Origin of the sequence: Wolbachia endosymbiont (group B) of Villa cingulata (genome assembly GCF_964028285.1) — a bacterium.
Classification (GTDB): Bacteria; Pseudomonadota; Alphaproteobacteria; order Rickettsiales; family Anaplasmataceae; genus Wolbachia.
The window spans coordinates 1,340,497-1,360,445 of record NZ_OZ034766.1 but is presented as its reverse complement, the minus strand read 5'-3'; the positions used below and the strand labels follow the sequence as shown (position 1 = coordinate 1,360,445).

Sequence of the window (19,949 nt, the reverse complement as noted above, 5' to 3'; positions counted from 1 at the left end):
GAGTTAACTATTTTGCTTGCTAACTAAGGTGTTGTAAATTTGGTCTACATCAAAACTCATCTTAGGGCACCAAATAGGGCCATCTAAGTGTGCCTCGATATAAAGAGGACTATTATGATTTGGTAGTATGAAAAAGAGTCTGAATATAGAAGTTAAGGAGAAATTAGATAAGATTAAATTAGAAGAGATAGAACCTGATGCTTGATCGATACTAAACTGTGAACTAGTTGAACATACACCACTGTTAATACTTACTTTTCCATTAATATTTTCAAAAAGCGTACTGCCATTATATATATCAACGTAAGCAAGCTTGGAAATTTCAGGTTTATTCTTACTGCTTAACAACTTAGTGATGAATGAATTAAAATCCACATTTGTAAACTCTATTTTCTGTGCTTGAAAGTTTACATTTCCTGATAAGTTACTAGCCCAATCATCAAAGCTTGTCCCTTGAGTTTTGATTTCACCACTTAAGCTTATCTTGCCATTTATGTTATTAACTCCTATAACTTCCTTGGTGTCCAAATTTGCAATAGAAAATTTTGTGTGAATTGAGCCTGCTTTTAGATAACCCTGAAAAAACATTTGTCCATGTTCTAGTATGTAACTTATCTGTTTGATAGTGATAGTGTTGTTTCTTATCACTGTATCCAAGTTAAAATCTTTTAAGACGTTTTGCCCAATTTTAAATTCTGTAGTTTTGATTTGCACGTTTGCATCAAAATCTCCTTTCTCATCTAAAAAATTAAGCTGCTTTGTTGACCATTGAATTTGATTTATTTCATTTCTTGAGTTTCTTTTTACCTCTAATAGTTTTGGTAATTTAAAGATATTTCCATTAAATTTATTACCTGTAAGGTTTACGTCTAATAAAGGCTTAGTGTATTTTTGATCCACTAATATTTTTACACTACCGGTAATGTCGAAATCTTCTCCGAATAACTTTATTTTATCTGCAACTAGCTTGTTCTCTTGTATTTTTAATGAAAAATCCAAATCTTCAATTTTTGTACCATTGAATATAGAATCTTTAACACTAGTTCTTATATTTACATCATATTTAAGATTTTTCAGCCATTGCACTTTGCTGAATAATGAATAATCATATTTATCTATATTAATGTTATGTATGCTAAATTTACTATCGATCATATTGTGTTTTTGTGTGTGATTTACCTTAATTGATCCTTGCCAAGATTCTTTGTTATTTAGCAATCTGATATCTGAAAGAGATAGTATTCTAGGTGCTAAATATAGTTTAGAACTTGCTGTAAATTGACTTTTCTCTCTTTCTTGCATCTTGATAGAAGGTAAAATATGTGAAATGAACGACTCACCCTTTATCAATATATCACCATTAAATTCAGACAAGTTGCCATTGTTTGAAACTCTTCCTGATAAGCGAGATATATTATTGGTTCCAGGAAATTGAAGAAGAGTATCAACGTTTATTTCGCCATTAGCAAATTTTAGCGTAGCATGAAATTTGTCCAATATCCTGTTTTGATATTGAATATTTGAAGCTTCCATATTAAAATCCAAGCTCAGGTTCTTTGGCACAACCTCTCTAAAAGATTCTAAAAGACCCTTCATATCTGTTGTTTTGTGTGAGCCGTTTTTTAGGTCGACTTTACTAAAACTAATATTGATATTAGTATGATCACTTTTTCTATCATTTTGTATTATACCAGTGCCTTGCATGCTTTTGGACTCAATTTTTAAATTAGTTGCCGTAAACTCGCTTTCATTGAGATTGATATTGGATGATATCTCAATATTTTCGCTGGGAATCACATAAGAAAGGAAGCTAAGATTAATGATTTTTGCCAAGTCACTCATAGAGTCAGAATTATTATTAATCGTCAATACTAAATTGCCCTTGAGCTCTTCTTGATTTCTATTACCTTTAAATAGCAAATTTGCAAAATTTGAATCAACACTAATGTGTACATTATTTTTTGTTACATTAACCTTTCCAGAAAAATCGTAATTGTTGTCACCAATCTGTACTTCACCAAAAAACTGCTTATTTTTTTTTATAGCAACTTCCTTGATGTTAATAGTATCGGCGTTAAAACTTATTTGGCTGTCCTTTATTAATATATCAACTGTATTATCATTGGCTTTCGTATTCATAATATTGAGTAAATTTTCTTTGTTGCTTTTCATGCCCAAAAATGAGATTGACTTTGGTTGCAATGAAAATGAAAACAACGATAATAGCGATGGCCTTATTTCAATTTTTTTTGCACTAATTAAATCTGATAATTTTTGCTCCTTGTTTTTGTTATATTGTACATATACATTGTGAATAGTAAGTTTTGGAGTAATGAGCGAAACTTCAATTTTTCCTCCAACATGTACTTTAGCATCATACGTCTTCTCTAACTCTTTTACGATATATTCTCTGTAGCCACTCCAATCCTTAAAAGTTGCAGCAACGTGCATGAGAATTAATAGAAACAAGATTGATGATATGGCGTATAAAGAAAGTTTCATAATAGACCTCTCATTCCAGCATCCCTTCTCTTCTTGTCATCCCAGTCTGGGATCCAGGAAATTTGATTAGACATTAAGTTAATTAGCAAAAAAGTAGCTATTCTTATGTTAAAACACAGCATTTTTGCATGAGAAGCTGGTCTGATGAGCACTGGGTTCCCAGTGGAAATTGCTCTCAAACCACAACACTCATACAGTTGTGTGTGTGACACTGTGATCCAGTGTGACTTAAATAAGGTTTTCCAGATTATATAATCAACAAAATTTCTGGATCCCAGTGGGCTTTGTTGCATAGGTCAAATAAAAAGAACTGGCAGTTACTGACAAAATTCACTATAAGACAAGCATTTAACCTACTAAAGAAAAATATGCCACAAAAAATGAGAGTCAGTAACTGCCATGAATATAACAAATTTCTCCAAGAGAGGGGAAATATTTTTTATTACGTCAATGATGCCATAGAAAATTGGTACGAAAAAGGTCCAAAAATGGCTGGTGGCAACTATATTTATAGCGATAAGGTCGTGATTCTGGTTCACATAATAACTTGTTTATTTAGAATAGGTCTGAGACAAACAGCGGGATTTATAGCAGGGTACCTTGAGCAAGTAAGGAAAAACTTGCAAGTTATTAGCTATTCCCAGGCCTCAAGAAGGCTTAAAAAACTTAACATCAAAATTAATGATCGAAGACATGATAAAAATAATACAGAAGATATTGAGATTGCCATAGATAGTACTGGAATAAGCATCTACAATAATATTCCAGGTCATAGCAAGGCAAATGGTACAGATAGAAAGTATCGCCGCTATGAGCAAACAAGAAAACTGCATGTAATGCTAGAGATAGGTAGCAAAAAAGTTATAGCAGCAAAATACAGTGGCGGAGTTTATTCTGACCACTATGGAGCATGTGATCTTATTGCAAGGATTGATGTTAAATATAATATAAGCACACTATATGCAGACAGGGCATATAATCGAAAGAAGTTATACAAACTGTGCGATGAGCTTGACATAAAGACAAGGATTCCTCCGCAAAATAATGCAGTAGAGCATCCAAAGTTGGATTATATGGATGAGAGAAATTCTACAATCAAGCTCATAAAGTCATATGATGAAGATGGTATGAAGAGGTGGAAAAAAGAGATAAATTATGGGAAGAGATCTTATATAGAAAGTTTTTTCTCGCGACTGAAGCAAACATTTGGGTTTAGTTTTAGAAACAAATCTGAGGTTAATCGTGAGAGAGAACTGCTACTCAAGTGTTATTTGCTTAACAAATTTACTGATATAGGCATGGCTAAATTTGAGATAGCTTCATGAATTTATTCCACGTTACCTACTATCCGAAGAGTGATGCAACAAAGCCCACTGGGATCCAGCTTTTCATACAATCTAGTCAAAGGTGTTCGTTCTGGTATAAAACAGCTATGCTCACCAGTTAAGTGCGCTATCTACAATTAAATTCTTGGATCCCAGTGTCAAGCACTGGGATGACAGTGCGCCGTAGAAACACGGAAAGTGTTGAAGCTGTGCAGTAGATGAGGGAGGGCCCCTCGGAGCCGGTTTGCAAGAGCAGGCTTCAAACAGCCATAAGCTGCTTTGGTAAAGAGCTAAGGTAGTGAGCGTTATGGAAAAGGCACAATTATGTGTCATGTATGAAATAGAGAGACGAACGCAAGTGAACCACTGATGAAGTGTCGAAAGCGTAGAGACGACGTCAAAACCAGGGGGTAGTCGTTAACCTGGGATGAATCTACTGGGAGCTTGTTTACTGGGTAGGTGGCGTCCGGCATAAAAGTGGCGTGAATCTATTTTAGGCTATTGCATGGAACTACGGGAACCTGTCGTTTCGATGAAAAGGGAGAAGTCCAAAGAGCTGATCTCTGAGGATGAGAGTACCGATGCGAAAAACAGGGGCGGATTAGCTCGTAGTAGCGAAGAAGTTTCTGTAATGGAAATGGAGTGAAGGGGCTAAGTTATTTAGTTTTAATTATTTATCAACCGAAAGGGAGGAGTTAATGAATGAAACAAAGTCTTTTGATATACCGAAGCAACTTATTTGGAGAGCTTATAAACAAGTATCGAAAAATAAAGGTGCAGCAGGTGTAGATGAGGTCTCGATAACAAAGTTTGAAGAAAATCTAAAGGATAATCTATACAAATTATGGAATCGGATGTCATCCGGAAGTTATTTTCCAGAGCCGGTAAAAGCTGTTGCGATACCAAAAGATACAGGAGGGCAAAGAATTTTATGTGTGCCTTCAGTATTCGACAGGATAGCGCAAACAGCAGCTACAATGTATCTTGAGCCGTTAGTAGAACCGAAATTTCACGAAGATTCATATGGTTATAGACCAAATAAGTCTGCGCTGGATGCGGTATACACAGCACGGAAGAGATGTTGGAAAAATGATTGGACGGTAGATCTTGATATATCTGGGTTTTTCGACAATCTGGACCACGATTTAGCACTGCAGGCTATCAAGAAACACACAGACTGCAAATGGGTCATACTGTATGTTGAGAGGTGGATGAAAGCCCCCATTCAGCAAGCAGATGGCAGTAGGGTAACAAGGGATAAAGGAGTTCCGCAAGGAGGTGACCTTACCCAGAAAAAGTAGACAGAAAGTTAAGACGTTTTTGAAGTAAAATAAAACGTTTTTTCAAAGAGGTGTGGTATGACAAAAAGAAAAGAATATACAGCAGAATTCAAAATTGAAGCTATAAGACTAGTAAAAGAAACAGGTCAATCATCAGCAAAAATAGCAAGAGATTTGGGTATTAGCGGTGATTCATTAAGCAGATGGGTAAAAACATACAATGATAGAATGTCTGGAGTAGATGCGTTTCCAGGAAAAGGGAAAGTAGCTCATTGTGACAAAGAAAAGTTTGATTTAAAGAAAGAGCTGGCAAGAGTAACGAGGGAAAGAGACATTTTAAAAAAAGCCCTGGGATATTTTGCAAACCAAAAAGAGTAAAATATTCTTTTATAAAAGAACATAAAAAATGCTATAAAATACGGGAATCATGCAGATTTTTGAACGTATCTGCTTGTGGTTATTATAAATGGATTACTAAGGAAAAAAACAACAAAAAATCAATAAGAGAAGAGCTCATACAAGATATTCAGAAGGTATATCGAGCATCACAATGCAGATACGGAGCTCCTAAAATTCACGCTGAATTAAAGGCTTTAGGTAAAAATTATAACATCAAAACAGTGCAAAATGTTATGCAGAAAAATGGCATTCAAGCTAAGCTTAGACGAAAGTTTAAAAGTAAAAAACCACAAATAGACAATAGAGTTATAACTCCTAACATATTAAATCAGAATTTCATCGCTGATCAACCTAACAAGATATGGGTAACTGATATTACGTACATAAAAACTAATGAAGGATGGTTATATTTGGCAGCAATAATAGATTTATATTCACGCATGGTGATTGGCTGGTCAATGAGTAATGCAGTAAATAGGCAATTAGTTATAGATGCGTTATTCATGGCTATTGGTAGGCGCAAATCTGCTAAAAATCTACTATTTCATAGCGATCAAGGATCGCAATACACCTCTAAAAATTATCAATTTTTACTAAGTACAAAAAATATTACTTCTAGTATGAGTCACAAAGGTTGTTGTTATGATAATGCTGTTTCAGAGAGCTTTTTTAGTTCACTTAAGAGAGAGTTACTCATTGATACTTCACAACACTCTGCACAACAAGCTAAAACCGCAATATTTGAATATATAGAAATTTTTTATAATAAACAGCGTAGACATTCTACTATTAACTATTGCATTCCTGAGCTTTTTGATTCATCATTCTCATAGCAAAAACGTCTTAACTTTCTGTCTACTTTTTCTGGGTAAGGTCACTGGAATCTGTAAAATTTGACATCAATCACTGATAGTTGGAATATTATAGAGTAGGAATTACTCAAGAAGATGCATAAGTACGACGTAGTGGTAGTAGGTGGCGGTCATGCCGGGTGTGAAGCAGCTACAGCTGCAGCACGCCTTGGTGCAAGCACGCTACTTATAACTCACAAAATTTCAACTATAGGAGAGATGTCTTGTAATCCAGCAATTGGAGGAGTTGCAAAGGGTGTTGTAGTTAGAGAAGTAGACGCCCTTGATGGAATAATGGGGAGAGCTATCGACCGAGCAAGCATACACTCGGTCGTTTTAAATGGCAGCAGAGGCGCAGCGGTATGGGGCCCACGTGCACAGGCAGACCGAAAATTATACAAAAAAGCAATACAGGAAATTATTCTAAATTATAACAACTTGACAGTAAAAGAAGAGTCAATTGACGATTTTCTTATCGAAAGTGATAGCAATGGAGAATCTTATATAAAAGCTGTAATAACAGACTCAGGTGAACGTATACTGACAAGCAGAGTTGTTTTGACTACAGGGACTTTTTTACGTGGTGTGATTCATATAGGAGAGCAAACAACTCCTTCTGGAAGAATGGGAGATAAACCTGCAATAGAGCTTGCAAACACGCTAAAGAAGTATGATTTTAAACTGGGCAGATTACGTACCGGAACTCCACCGAGGCTTGATCGTGGCACTATAAACTGGTCGGTATTACAAGAACAAGTGGGTGACAATCCACCTACACCATTTTCTTATCTTACAGAGAAAATTAACCAGCCTCAGGTTTCATGTTTTATTACTCATACTAATGAACATACACACAGAGTAATTCGAGAGAATCTTCACAGATCAGCTTCTTCATATTTAGATAACGTTATTGCACCAAGATACTGCCCATCAATTGAAACTAAAGTTAAAAAATTTGCAGAAAAAAATAATCACCAAATATTTCTAGAACCAGAAGGGATTGATGATAACACTATATATCCAAATGGAATTTCAAATTCATTGCCCATCGAAGTGCAGTATGAAATGATAAAGAGTATAAAAGGGCTTGAAAATGCAGAAATATTAAGACCTGGATATGCAGTTGAATACGATTATATCGATCCACGAGAGCTATTTCATACTCTCGAAACTAAGAAAGTTAAAGGACTATATTTTGCTGGTCAAATTAATGGTACCACTGGATATGAAGAAGCAGCCGGGCAGGGAATTATTGCCGGAATCAATGCAGCACTCTCTTTATCTCAAAAAAGTTTTGTTCTTCATCGTACAGACTCATATATCGGTGTAATGATAGACGACTTGGTCACTAAGGGAATTGCTGAGCCTTACAGATTATTCACCTCGCGTGCAGAATATAGACTGGCAATCAGGTCAGATAATGCAGATAGAAGATTGACACAAAAAGGTTATGACATCTCTCTTGTGTCGCATGAGAGATACTCTGTTTTGCAGGGTAAACTTAAATCCATTAAGCAACTTGAGGAGAAATTAGAGAGCCTAACAATTACTCCTGAGCAGCTCAGGTCCTATGGCATTAAAATATCTTATGATGGAATAAGAAAAACAGCATTAGATTTGCTCGGTTATCCAAATATTGACTGGAATAAATTACGAGAAATATGGCCAGAGTTAAACATGGATTCCAGTGTCAGCTACTTGCATAACACCAAAGCACCTCTTCCTGTCATCCCAGTGCTTGACACTGGGATCCAGTACTTGAATGATGATAGAATGGATGCAGTTGACACTGAAAAAAATGTAGATTCCAGCGTCATGTGCTGGAATAACACTATAACTGATAGCATAGCCAAGAATGAAATATATGAAGCAGTTGCAATTGAAGCAAAATACAAGCCTTATTTAGTAAGACAAGAAGCAGATATGAAGTTTCTACAAGAGGAAGTTAATACTCAAATTCCAACTAATTTCAACTACTCACAGATTAAAGGCTTGTCAACTGAAGTGATAGAGAAGTTGCAATCAATAAAACCAGCAACAATTGGCATTGCAAAGCAAATACAGGGCATCACTCCAGCAGCAATAGTTAGCATATTAGTGTACCTTAGGAATAAGAAAACGAAAATAGCTGCTAATTCTGCGTAAGGTATTCCATGTCAAAAATCGAAGAATTTCGCTCTTTTATGCACGAAATAAATGTTGATGCATTTATGTTGCATACTAAAGACGAGTATTTAAATGAATATTCAAAAGAGTTAGCAGAGTTATGTGGCTTCACGGGAACAAATGGGCTACTTATCGTTACAAAGAGTAATAAGTGCCCATTTTTTACAGATGGACGCTATATCACACAAGCTCACAGTCAGCTCGATCAGGGCAGTTTTCGAGTATATAATATACAAGAAGAGGATCCACACAAATGGGTAAAAGCAAACTTAACATTGACTACCTCACTGGGTTACTATCCGCAATATTTTACTATGAAAGACATAAGAAAATATGAAGGCATTTGTAAACTAGTACCATACTTAATTGAAAAAGATAGTAGTCATAAAGCACAAACAATAGTCTCACATGTATCTGGTGAGAGTAGTAAGGATAAATGTGAAAGAGTAGCTAAAAACATAGAGGCTGAAGCAGTTCTTCTGACTGATCCAAATTCAATTTCGTGGTTATTAAATTTAAGAAATGAAAGTGCTGAATATACTCCTTGTATATTGGGTCGTGCTATATTGTATAAAAATGCCAATGTTGATTTATTTATTCAAGATAAAGAACATTCAACTATAGAAGCAAATTTTGATAACCATATAAATGTTTTTGATATTAGTGAGCTAGAAAATTCATTACATAAGTTAAATTTGGTGGTGATAGATCCAAGCACGACTCCAATGAGCATTATGAATGCAATAGATTCCTTGTATAACCATTATTTAAATGAAAAATCAGCTTTGGTGTCATTCCAGTGCTTGACCAGAAATAAAAAAGCATGGATCCCAGTGTCAAGCACTGAGATGACAATAAGTAATGAAAGAGGTCTAATAGAAAATAAGCAGATAATTGAGAAGGAGGATCCTTGTTTGATTCACAAAGCAGTAAAAAATCAAACTGAAATAACTGGAGCTATAAGTGCGCACATCAAAGATGGAGTAGCAGTTACAAATTTTCTATATTGGCTTGAAAACAATATTGACAGTGAAATTACTGAGCTTGAAGCTGAAGAAAAAGTTTTAGAATACAGAAAAGAGCAGAATTTGTTTAAGCAATCGAGTTTTCCAACAATTTCAGCATTCAACGAGAATGGAGCAATCATTCATTATCGTGCAAGCAATAAGACAAATAAAGCTATTAAAAAAGATGGACTATATTTGATCGATTCTGGTGGTCAGTACCTTGATGGTACAACCGATATTACAAGAACTATAGCAGTTGGCAATCCAACTAATGAGCAACGGGCTCATTACACAATAGTACTAAAAGCTCACATTTCGATAGCAAGTGCAGTCTTTCTCCCTGGTACCACTGGTGGGGAATTGGACATATTAGCGCGTATACATTTATGGAAATTTGGAATAGATTACATGCACGGTACAGGACATGGAGTAGGAAGTTACCTTTCGGTACACGAAGGACCGCAAGCAATATCAAGAGGAAATAAAGTGGAACTCATTCCAGGCATGATACTTTCTAACGAGCCTGGTTATTATATTCCAGGAAAGTATGGAATAAGAATTGAGAATCTGATGTATATTGAAAGGCGAGAAAACGTCTTTTTAAGCTTTAAACAATTGACCTCTGTTCCTTATGATAAAAAGCTAATAGATATACAAATGCTTACTGAAGATGAAGTTAAATGGATAAATAGCTATCACCAATTTGTTTATAAAAATATAGAAAATGGCATAAAAGATAAGGAATGGTTAAAGAGAGTATGTGAACCTTTAAAATAGTTAATTTGTCATTTAATCAAGTATTAATATAGTTGTTCTTGTATTGTTTTTAATTAAAAACAATATATAATATTAGTTTCAAATAGGTGTAATTATGACAGATAAAGTGCAAGATGATGAATTTATGAAGCAGTACATGGATACTTGCAAAGAGCAAATAGAAAAATTGGCAAGCGACCCTAATTTGCTTCAACAGACCTTAAAGCCATTCATGCAAATGTCTCAGCAACTTATGGCTGGCGGTATGCTAGAAGGAAATATGCCTAGCATGATACCTGATATGGGTGGTATGGATATCAACAAGATGATTGCTCAGATGAAGGAAATGTATGATTACATAAAGAGTAATCACAAAGAGCTCATGAGAAAAGATGTTTCACAAATTCAAGAGCTTGATGATTCCAGCAGAAGATTGAGAGGCTTGGTCAAGAAATTGATAGAGAAAGTTGAAGCTAAGTAGTATTTATTCATATCAAAGAGCTATAGCAGTAGTGAGGTCTTGTTCCTCAAATTTAGTATTACCATAGAGTTAAATATAAACATAAAGGGATGAAGAGATGATTGAACTACAAAGCCAAGAAATTTGCCCAAATGGAAATAAGAAAAATTTGATTATTTTTTTTCATGGTTGGGGCTCAAGTGGCGATAATTTCATGCATCTTGCTAAAGTTATGAGCAAGTTTTTGCCTGATTCATATTTAGTAGTTCCCAATGCTCCATTTGAAAGAGAAATAGGTGATGGTTATCAGTGGTTTAGTTTAGAGGATCGTAGTGAGGAAGCACTATATAATGGGGTGAAAAATGCTGCATCAATTGTAAATCATTTTATTGGTACAAAATTAAAGGAGCTTAATTTAAAAGATACTCAGCTTTCTTTAGTTGGATTTTCTCAAGGGGCAATGCTTGCAATGCATGTAGCTCTTACCCGGCTTCAGTCTTGTGCATCGGTTGTTGCATATTCTGGTAGGTTTCTTTCACCTTCAAAAATTGCACCGGAGATCAAATCAAAACCCAGCATATGTGTTATTCATGGTGACGCTGATGATGTGGTACCTTTTTCTTCCCTTGATTTAGCGGTTAAAGCTCTGAAAGAAAATGGAGTAAACGCTCAAGGATACCCAATTCATGGATTAGGCCATATTATTAATGAAGAAGGGATAAGGTTAGGGGTTGAGTTTATCAAGAAGAATTTTGGAAATTAATTTCCATGCACTTGTTTTGCTTTGGTTACGGATATGTAGCTAAATTTCTATCGAAAAAATTGCTAAACTTAGGCTGGAAAGTTAACGGTACATCAAGAAATAAAGATATACAACTTTTTGATTATGAAAAGGTTGATCAAGATCTGCTTAAAAGCGTAACGCATGTTTTAGTTTCTATTCCTCCAGACGGCGATGATGTTATGGAGAGATACGGTCATTGTCTGGAGAATATTAAATGGCTTGGTTATCTGTCTGCAACTAATGTTTATGGTGACCACTGTGGTAATTGGGTGAATGAGGAATCTGAAACAAAGCCTATAGAAATTAGAGGAGAAAAGCGCCTTGAGTCTGAAAAGAAGTGGCTAAGTAGCAAATTGCCTGTACATATTTTTCGTTTGGCTGGGATATATGGTCCTGGTAGAAATGCGCTAATTGACCTGCAGCTTGGCAAAGCAAGAAATGTGAAAAAAATTTTTTCTCGTGTTCATGTTGAAGATATATCGAATATTTTATTTTCTTCCATGCAAAATATAAAGCCTTATGAGATATACAATTGTGCAGATGATTTACCTGCTACGCAATCTGAAGTGGTCACGTATGCAGCCGAGCTTCTCAATATTAGCCCTCCAGAGCCAGTTGAGATTTCTTCCGTACCAAATTACGCACGGGGTTTTTATTTAGGGTCAAAAAAAGTAAGCAATACTAAAATTAAAAAAGATCTTGGTGTCTCTCTAGTTTATCCTGATTACAAGGTGGGTTTAAAGAGTTTGTATATATTAGAATAGAGAAAATAGATTGCCAGATGCAAAAAATTTTTCTTGAATGTTCCTTGTTTTGATGTAATACCACTAGGCATACTATTATATAGAGGTAAATATGTTCAGCACTCAATCGCTCCCGGTTGAAAATATTCTATTACATCAAGCCGCTTATAACGGTAACATAAATGAAGTTAGGTTATTACTTAATGTAAAAACTGATATCAATATCAAGGATAAAAAAGAATTTACAGCCTTGCATTTTGCTGCTTATTCAGGACATTTAGACGTAGTAAAGTTACTAATCAGTAAAGAAGCTAATATTCATGCAAGAACTACTAAAGGCAGTACAGTTTTACACTTTGCTGTTGTAGCTAAAAGCAAAGCTATAGTAGAGGAGTTAATTAAAGCGGGAGCTGATCCCAATATAAAAGACTGTACTGATGGTAAGACACCTTTACATATTGCTGCTCAAAATGGACTTGTAGAAGTTGTAAAGGTGTTACTTAATACTCAAGAAATTAAGATTGATGCTAAAGACAATGAATTTGGTATAACAGCTCTGTACTTAGCCTCTCAGAACGGACATACTGAAATAGTTGAACTATTAATTAGCACAAAAAATGCTGATGTTAACATGGTAGATAAAAAAAATAATGTCACACCCTTGTATCTAGCTGCTCAGAATGGGCATGCAGCAGTAGTTAAGTTGCTTCTTGATAATGGTGCTAAAGTCAATGGCTGTGATACCAGTATGAATCCTTTGTGTGTAGCTATTAATAATGGCCATGACGAGGTAGCTCAATTATTACTTAGTGTAGAAGGGGTGGATGTCAATATTGGCAATCAGCTTGGCAATACACCTCTACATATAGCAGCTATGAAAGGTAATGAAAAAATGGCAAGATTACTGCTAGAAAAAGGTGCTGATCCTAATATTAAAAACCTTTCAGGAGATACTTCCTTACAAGCTGCTTAATACGTAAGAAACATTAGCTGGCATGATAATCCTCCAAATGTACAAGGAGGATTCTTCGTGTTAGTTGGCTCGAATGGAATATATTCATTTCAGCAATTTTATGAGCAAAAAAAAATTATGGAGCTTTTGGTACAACATATAAAGGACAGCAGACCTAGCTCATCAGTAGATGAAATTGACGTATCTGTTCAGCAGAGTAGCAAAATAAGATAGATGAGAAAACTAGTTTGTGACATTGGCGTCCAGTTAAATTTACATGGATTCCAGTGGGCTTTGTTGCATAGCACCTTAAGCAGTGATGGTTTACGACAAATTTATGTAATGATTTCAAATTTAGCCATACCAATACCAGTGAATTTGTTGAGCAAATAGCACTTAATTAGTAATTCTTTTTCACGGTTTACTTCAGATTTATTCCTAAACAAATACTTGCTTCAACCTTGAGAAAAATCCTTCTATGTAAGATCTTTTTCCATAAATTGCTTCCTTTTTCCACTCTTTTACACCATCTTGTCCATATAATTTTATTAACCTAATAGCAGCATTTCTGTCAGACATATAATCTATTTTTGAATGTTCTGCTGCATCCTTTTTTGGTAGAACTTTTGTCTTTATATCGTATTTCTTACACAATTTATAAAGTTTTTGCCTATCGTATGCCCTATCTGCATATAATGCTTTTATTTTGTGCTGAAAATTAACTTCTTCAAGCAAGCTCCATAGTGGTCAGAGTAGACGCCATTACTGTATCTTGCAGCTATAGCTTTTTTACTATTCACACTTAACATAACATGTAACTTTCTTACTTGCTCGTAGCTTCGGTACTTTCTATCTGCACTGTTTTCCTTACTGTGGCCAGGAGTGTTACTGTAAATTTGTACTATCTATGATAATTTCAATATTTTCCATGTTGCTTTTATCAATCCTGCAATCATTTATCTTAATATTAAGTTTTTTTTGATGCTTGTGAATAGCTGATAACTGCCAAATTTTTTCCTATTTGTTGCAGATATCCTTTTACAAACCCTACCGTTTGTCTTAAGCCAATTCTAAAAAGATTAACGATTATATGCACCAAAATCACAACTTTATCACTATAAATATAGTTGCCGCCCTGCATTTTTGGACTATTTTCATACCAATTTTCGATAGCTTCATCGATGTAACGAAAAATATTCCCCCTTTTTTCAAGGAATTTGTTATATTCGTTTTGGTTACTGACTTTCATTTTCTGTGGCATATTTTTTCTTCAACAGTTAAATGGCTGTTTTATAATGAATTTTGTCAGTAGCCACCAGATTTTTTCAGTTGCTATGCAACAAAGCCATTCCAGTGTCAAGCACTGGAATGACATTATGGAAGCTGTGATGACAAGGAAGGAAGCACTAGAAAGAAATGGGTGTCACGCACTGGGATGACATTATGGGAACTGAGATACAAGAAAAGAAACACTGGTTTGACATGCATCTGAACAGATACTCTCAGTGATGTAAATTCAACTTTACCCCATTTGCAACAATCAGGGTCCTTTTACTATGATCCTAACAATTCGTTTTCGATTTCTTTCTTAATTGTCTCAATAATCTTTTTATCAAGTTTATTTATTAAGGAATCATCAATACCTGTGATATCATCTGGATTTTGTATCATTTTTTCAATAGCATCATCTATTTTTTTTACTCTTTTTTCATTAATTTCCTCAAATATAGGTTTAATTTTCACATAACCAGGAGCGCCCTTGCTATAATTTTTGCTGCTTTCGTTGATGCAGCCGCCAGCACCATATATTATATTAGTGTAGCTTTTACTACATTCTGGTACATTTTCATACTCAATCTTACCATTCCTTATGTATGCTATTTCATTATCCTCTCTAGAGTCTAACTTATCTCCTTTTACAACTTCTTCTTCTAGCTTTAAATTTTGCTCATGAATTATTGTATCTTTGTAATTCTTTCTCCCGTAGGTTCTGTATGTACCTCCACCTGCAACAGTAATTAAATCTTTACAAATTGTTTCTGAAAGGTCTCTGCACATTTTTATTAAAGTAGGTCCCCCATCCTTGTTAGATTTATCATTTTCTTGTCCACCACCTCCTTCTGTCACTTTTACTTTAATGTAGGGATAATCGGGGTTGATTTTTAGTTTAGCTTTAATGTAATCACCTGGCATTCCTGGTCTATTTTCTGTAGACTGAGCTTTATCAGCTATATGACCAGCTTCACCACCTCCCCATGCTTCTATTTCAACGTAATCATACATTGACAGATCATCTGTATAGCCATCTCCAAGCTCATAAAGTTTTTGATCCCTGTCTTCAATAATCTGCTTCTTATGTTTCAATTGTGCTATTATTATTTCACGCAATCTCTTTTTTAAACCATCTAAATCGAATCTGCATAATTTATCAGCAAAAAAGACTTCTGTTCTATTTGCTTTAATTGGATGATCTAACTTCTTTACAACTTCATTTTCATCCTGTGAAACTCTTAAGTAAAAAGGCTTGTTGTCCTTGTTCACATACTGTGTTGAGCGACTACACACTCCATCAAAGCAGAGGCAACCATCATCACCGTGATTACAGTTTTTTTCTTCATACTTTCCATCTGTTAACTCATATACTATTTTGCATTTGTCACAATTTTGTTTTGTATCTACCTCTTTATCCTCTTTTGCCATGCAATTATCTCTAGGCTTATTTTCTTCAGGAATAGAAATATATCCTTTCTTATTGAATATTATTTCATTCAGTGCATCTTGTGGCTTTGCTAAAACATCAACTAATTCAATAATTTCCCCTTTTTTGCAAGGAAAATAATAAGATTGATTTGATTCTTTCGAGTAAACAGTATTGTGTTTAGCATAGCTTGCTCTCATTGACTTTAGTGATATTAGCTCACTTCCTTTTTCAAGAACAAATTCCTCTGGTTCTAGCTGCCAACCAGAGAGACAGAGCATTTTACTTTTAGAATTTTCTTTATATTTTACTTCTATTTTGGGATATCCTGAGTCATCTAGCTTGCACTTACCATCCCGAGATTCTTTACATTCTGTTTCGATATCAGGAACATACCCATACTTTTTTAGCACTTCAAACTGCGAATTATTTTTTAATATACCTTCTATTACGTTATCGATATCGCTTTTTATGTTACCGTTACCAGTTGTTTTTTTTACTATTGCTGGCTTTACTACTTTTAAAGGTAGATGGCCAACATATGTAGGAGAATTCGCATTAACATAAAAAGTACATACTCCATTATTGTGAGTTCCACGTGTGTCATAAGTGCAAACGTTCTCACTCATCTTCATTTTTACTTTTAATGTATTTTCACCTTTACCCTCATCAGGCTTTGCTATGCTTACTTCTTCAAGCTCTGGAGAAGGTGGTTCTGGAAAACAGCGAGCAGGAAATTGTAATTTTCTTTTAGATTCTTCTCTCTCAGTACCATAATATTCAGTGCAGAGCTGACCTTTTTTTCTATAAGTTTTAAAGTGATGGTGGGTATCTTTATCTGGAATAGAGTATGTAGCACTTTGAATGTTTTTATTACTTGAAATAACGCGTGGAAAAGGTAGCTCCCTTCTTTCCTTCAGCTCACCAATAATGACTCCAACTCTTGGATGGAAATAATCATTTTCTTCATTTGTTATAGGAACAATTCTAACTTGTGGTGGTGACATCGCAAGTTGTTCACAAAATGGAGGTGGGCCAGGTGCAAGTTGCACAGGGGCACACTTTACTTTTGTTTGATAGCATGTATCACAAGCTTTTTCCATCTCTCCAGGACGAAAAATATTTTCCCCAGAAAATACTCTAGAGTCCCATGAAGAAATTCCTGACATACAAGCCCCCTTTTGACTACAAGCGCATATTTTAGGGGCATTAGCAAATTTTACTTTTTCTTCATCAGTAACACCATCTGCCCATTCCCATCCAAGACCTTGGGCAATTTCTCCTCCAGCTTTTGTTTTATCTCCTTCCCAATCGATAAAAGCTGCTGCAGAAATTCCAGCTCCTGTACTCTGCGTTCCATATATCTGGCGGCAGGATGTTCCACTGGATAATATATAACAGTTGTCGTTCCCTTCGTAATCGCAGACCTTAATCTTTGGATCGAAGTAACCTTCTGGTCCCTGATTATTTACTGCTGTAACTTTAATAAATTGCAATAATTTTTCGTCAAAATCTAAATCGCTCCACTTGCCTTTAAAAAAATTCACAATACCTTTTCCTGCTTTACTTCCTGTAGCTTCAATTTCAGTATTACTTTTTACAAATGTTGGACAATCAGCATATCCTTGATAAGAAAGACAAAATATCAAGGAGAATATCAATAAAAAATTAAGCTTTACATTTTTCATAGAACGCCGGTAACCACTTACTCACTTTTTCGCCTTTTTCCTTTATTGCTTCATACATATACTTTATAGTTTCTTTATTAGCTGAAAGTACATTTATTTCTTTCATATTCTTCAAATCTAGATTTAAAGTTACTAAACCTTTGTATTGCTTTATCAAAAATAAACCTTCCTGTGTTGGTGTTTGCAAAATGACATTCAGTTCCTCTTTCGACAGAGAAAATGCTTTCATGTATAACCTGTTTGCATTTATGTTCGGCATCAGGATTCTCGTATCGACATGCTTATCTAAATATTGAGTAAACTTGCTAGCAAATGCTAGGTTTAAGTTTTCAGTACTTAGAATTACTACAACATTTAACTTTGTCATTCTTTGCATCCAGTCGTCAAACTCTCCCTCTGTAGGAAAAATATTACTTATCTCCCATGCTTCATCCAAAACAAGTATTGCAGGTGAGCCATCACATTTTGCTTCGAAAGAGTATAAGAAATAGTAAAGTATCACGGACATACATTCTTTTTGCTTAGTGAGATTTGCAGTATTGAGGGATATAGTTTTTGTTCCCCAGTCAATATCTGACTCATCACCATCTTGGAATAAGTAAGCAAATTCACCTTCACCACACCATTTACTTATTTTGCCTCCAAGAAGTAAAAGCACTTCAGAAATTTGAGAAATAGATCGCGATTCTCTTGGTATAGCAAATATAGAATCTACAATTTTTTTTGTCTTTTCTTCTACGTCTACCAAGCTTGCATCTGCAACCATCCTTTTGATCAATTCAACAAGCATATTGCGATTAGAAGCACTATCTTCAATGTTCAGTGGGTTAAATTTTAGACTTTTATCTTTATATTTTGGATCAATTATGTAATATTGGCCGCTTACTGCTTTAGTAAATATTATTGATTTTCCAGTATTATCCAATATAACAATCCTAGGGTTAAATTTTCTTGATTCCGAAAGTAAGAAATTGATCAGTGAGGTTCTACCTGAATTTGGAGCTCCAAGTATTGTGGTATGACCATTATTTTTCTTTCCATGAAAGTTAAAAAAGTAAGGACTGCCTTTTTTTGAAAAAAAAACTGTTACTGCTTCTTTCCATCTTCCTCCTTTTAACGTACCTGATGTAAAATCATGCAACATAGCAAAGCTGCAAGCATATTTTTCTAATATATTTTTTGGTTGTGTAACAAAAGCAAAGTTTCCAGGAAGCTGTGCCCAAAAATGATTTTCCATGTGCAGATCAGTTCTAAACATCATCAACCCGATTAACGACATTACAGAAGATAGATCGCTGATATTTTTAGCTAACCTATTCTTATCATCTGCAAAGATTGTAACAATAATTTTCTGTTGACAAAAATCCATCGCAGAAATTTTTTCAAGCTCTATTATTTCATTTATTCCTGAGTTTTGAAGTAAGGTATTGTCCTCACTGATTTGCAGTATATTAATTTGTTTTTTAAATTCTTTTACTGCTTTATTATTACTAGTAAATATTATTATTTCTGTGATGATAAGCTCAGAGTCAAGTTGCAAACACCTATCTATATTTTCTAAGGGGATTTCTCGATATTCCTTTATGCAAAAAATAGAACCAAACTTCTGTTGACCTTCAAACGATGTTTGAAATTTATTGAAACCGAAAGCTACTTTTAGGTTTTTCACATGCTGCGATAGATCCCTTTCACATATTGGATAATCTTTGTGCGTTAATGTAATAATGTAATGGAGAAATTCCATCATTTGAGAATATATTTTGCCTTCACTAGACCTAAGGCCCAGTTTTTTAGCTCCAAAAGGTTCTAAATCTTTTTGAATCAGGTCAGTTATTTTTTGTAATTCTTGATGATTTTTTTGTAAAAATAACTTGTGCCTATTCTTTATCCCGCCAAAAAAAAATGCATTATTAATATGTTTGCCAAAATCATTAAGTAACACCACAATGTACAATTCATTTATATACTGTAGTTTACTATCAACTAGTTTATTAAACCACGTTGAGTGTAGCTGATCGGAAAAGTCTGCAGTTTTATTCCACTGTAAGCTCAGTTTATTGCGCTTACGGACAGTGTGAATCCAAACGGTAAAATATAAACTCTTGATATTTTTTGATATACTTTTTCTAATTTCAGTTCTAAGATCACCATAGTTATCAACTGAAGAATAGTCTTCTAATTTGATTATTTTTAATAATTCCCCCTGTTTTGTTAGTATAGTTTCTTCATCGTAGTGGCAAGCATAAGGGATAAAATCTAAATTAATACTTTCTAGTAACGCTAAATTGTTCTTTTTTTCAGAATTAGAGCTAGTGGCTGGTACTTTTGGTTGCATATA

The 19,949-nt window shown here is 34.6% G+C and carries 17 protein-coding genes; 12 read left to right on the top strand and 5 right to left on the bottom strand.

All coding sequences use genetic code 11. The features are described from left to right. Positions 1-3: 3 nt before the first annotated feature. Positions 4-2,502 (bottom strand): AsmA-like C-terminal region-containing protein, encoded by a 2,499-nt coding sequence (locus tag ABWU52_RS06920; RefSeq protein WP_353276803.1) that lies wholly within the window; start codon positions 2,500-2,502, stop codon positions 4-6. A gap of 287 nt (positions 2,503-2,789) precedes the next feature. Between ABWU52_RS06920 and ABWU52_RS06915 the strand changes: the two genes are divergently transcribed. From ABWU52_RS06915 to ABWU52_RS06860, 12 genes are all read left to right on the top strand, one after another. After that, positions 2,790-3,827 carry an IS5 family transposase gene (locus tag ABWU52_RS06915; RefSeq protein WP_353276237.1) on the top strand — a complete coding sequence of 346 codons (1,038 nt, stop codon included), beginning with the start codon at positions 2,790-2,792 and terminating at the stop codon, positions 3,825-3,827. A 505-nt stretch (positions 3,828-4,332) separates the two neighbouring features. Next, positions 4,333-4,473 carry a hypothetical protein gene (locus ABWU52_RS06910; RefSeq protein WP_019078704.1) on the top strand — a complete coding sequence of 47 codons (141 nt, stop codon included), beginning with the start codon at positions 4,333-4,335 and terminating at the stop codon, positions 4,471-4,473. 52 nt (positions 4,474-4,525) lie between these two features. Continuing rightward, positions 4,526-5,128 carry a reverse transcriptase domain-containing protein gene (locus tag ABWU52_RS06905; protein WP_353276801.1) on the top strand — a complete coding sequence of 201 codons (603 nt, stop codon included), beginning with the start codon at positions 4,526-4,528 and terminating at the stop codon, positions 5,126-5,128. Positions 5,129-5,185: 57 nt separating this feature from the next. Next, on the top strand, positions 5,186-5,485 hold the full coding sequence (locus ABWU52_RS06900; RefSeq protein WP_064085359.1) for a transposase: 300 nt from the start codon (positions 5,186-5,188) through the stop codon (positions 5,483-5,485). Beyond that, positions 5,461-6,339: an IS3 family transposase gene (locus tag ABWU52_RS06895; protein ID WP_353277659.1), complete on the top strand. Its 879-nt coding sequence runs from the start codon at positions 5,461-5,463 to the stop codon at positions 6,337-6,339. The genes ABWU52_RS06900 and ABWU52_RS06895 overlap by 25 nt, the downstream gene beginning before the upstream one ends. A 114-nt stretch (positions 6,340-6,453) precedes the next feature. Next, a complete protein-coding gene (gene mnmG / locus ABWU52_RS06890) occupies positions 6,454-8,502 on the top strand; it encodes a tRNA uridine-5-carboxymethylaminomethyl(34) synthesis enzyme MnmG (RefSeq protein ID WP_353276799.1) in 2,049 nt (682 codons plus the stop codon). Positions 8,503-8,510: 8 nt separating this feature from the next. Continuing rightward, positions 8,511-10,307, top strand: a complete 1,797-nt coding sequence (locus tag ABWU52_RS06885) for an aminopeptidase P family protein (RefSeq protein WP_353276797.1) — start codon at positions 8,511-8,513, stop codon at positions 10,305-10,307. A gap of 94 nt (positions 10,308-10,401) precedes the next feature. Next, positions 10,402-10,767 carry a hypothetical protein gene (locus ABWU52_RS06880; protein WP_341813505.1) on the top strand — a complete coding sequence of 122 codons (366 nt, stop codon included), beginning with the start codon at positions 10,402-10,404 and terminating at the stop codon, positions 10,765-10,767. Positions 10,768-10,864: 97 nt separating this feature from the next. Next, positions 10,865-11,509 (top strand): alpha/beta hydrolase, encoded by a 645-nt coding sequence (locus tag ABWU52_RS06875; RefSeq protein WP_353276795.1) that lies wholly within the window; start codon positions 10,865-10,867, stop codon positions 11,507-11,509. A 5-nt stretch (positions 11,510-11,514) separates the two neighbouring features. Further along, positions 11,515-12,294, top strand: coding sequence for an SDR family oxidoreductase (locus ABWU52_RS06870; protein ID WP_007302062.1), 780 nt, complete (start codon positions 11,515-11,517; stop codon positions 12,292-12,294). 91 nt (positions 12,295-12,385) lie between these two features. Further along, positions 12,386-13,246, top strand: a complete 861-nt coding sequence (locus ABWU52_RS06865) for an ankyrin repeat domain-containing protein (RefSeq protein WP_353276793.1) — start codon at positions 12,386-12,388, stop codon at positions 13,244-13,246. 57 nt (positions 13,247-13,303) lie between these two features. Further along, on the top strand, positions 13,304-13,459 hold the full coding sequence (locus tag ABWU52_RS06860; protein WP_265015071.1) for a hypothetical protein: 156 nt from the start codon (positions 13,304-13,306) through the stop codon (positions 13,457-13,459). A gap of 204 nt (positions 13,460-13,663) precedes the next feature. On the opposite strand, the gene ABWU52_RS06855 is transcribed toward ABWU52_RS06860, so the two are convergent. From ABWU52_RS06855 to ABWU52_RS06840, 4 genes are all read right to left on the bottom strand, one after another. Continuing rightward, positions 13,664-13,960: a transposase gene (locus tag ABWU52_RS06855; RefSeq protein WP_246433103.1), complete on the bottom strand. Its 297-nt coding sequence runs from the start codon at positions 13,958-13,960 to the stop codon at positions 13,664-13,666. A 232-nt stretch (positions 13,961-14,192) separates the two neighbouring features. Continuing rightward, entirely contained in the window at positions 14,193-14,486 is a 294-nt protein-coding gene (locus ABWU52_RS06850) for a transposase (protein ID WP_353276410.1), read from the bottom strand. Between the two features lie 293 nt (positions 14,487-14,779). Then, entirely contained in the window at positions 14,780-17,611 is a 2,832-nt protein-coding gene (locus ABWU52_RS06845; protein ID WP_353276791.1) for a hypothetical protein, read from the bottom strand. Further along, positions 17,592-19,946 (bottom strand): type VI secretion protein, encoded by a 2,355-nt coding sequence (locus ABWU52_RS06840; RefSeq protein ID WP_353276789.1) that lies wholly within the window; start codon positions 19,944-19,946, stop codon positions 17,592-17,594. The genes ABWU52_RS06845 and ABWU52_RS06840 overlap by 20 nt, the downstream gene beginning before the upstream one ends. Between the last annotated feature and the right edge of the window lie 3 nt (positions 19,947-19,949).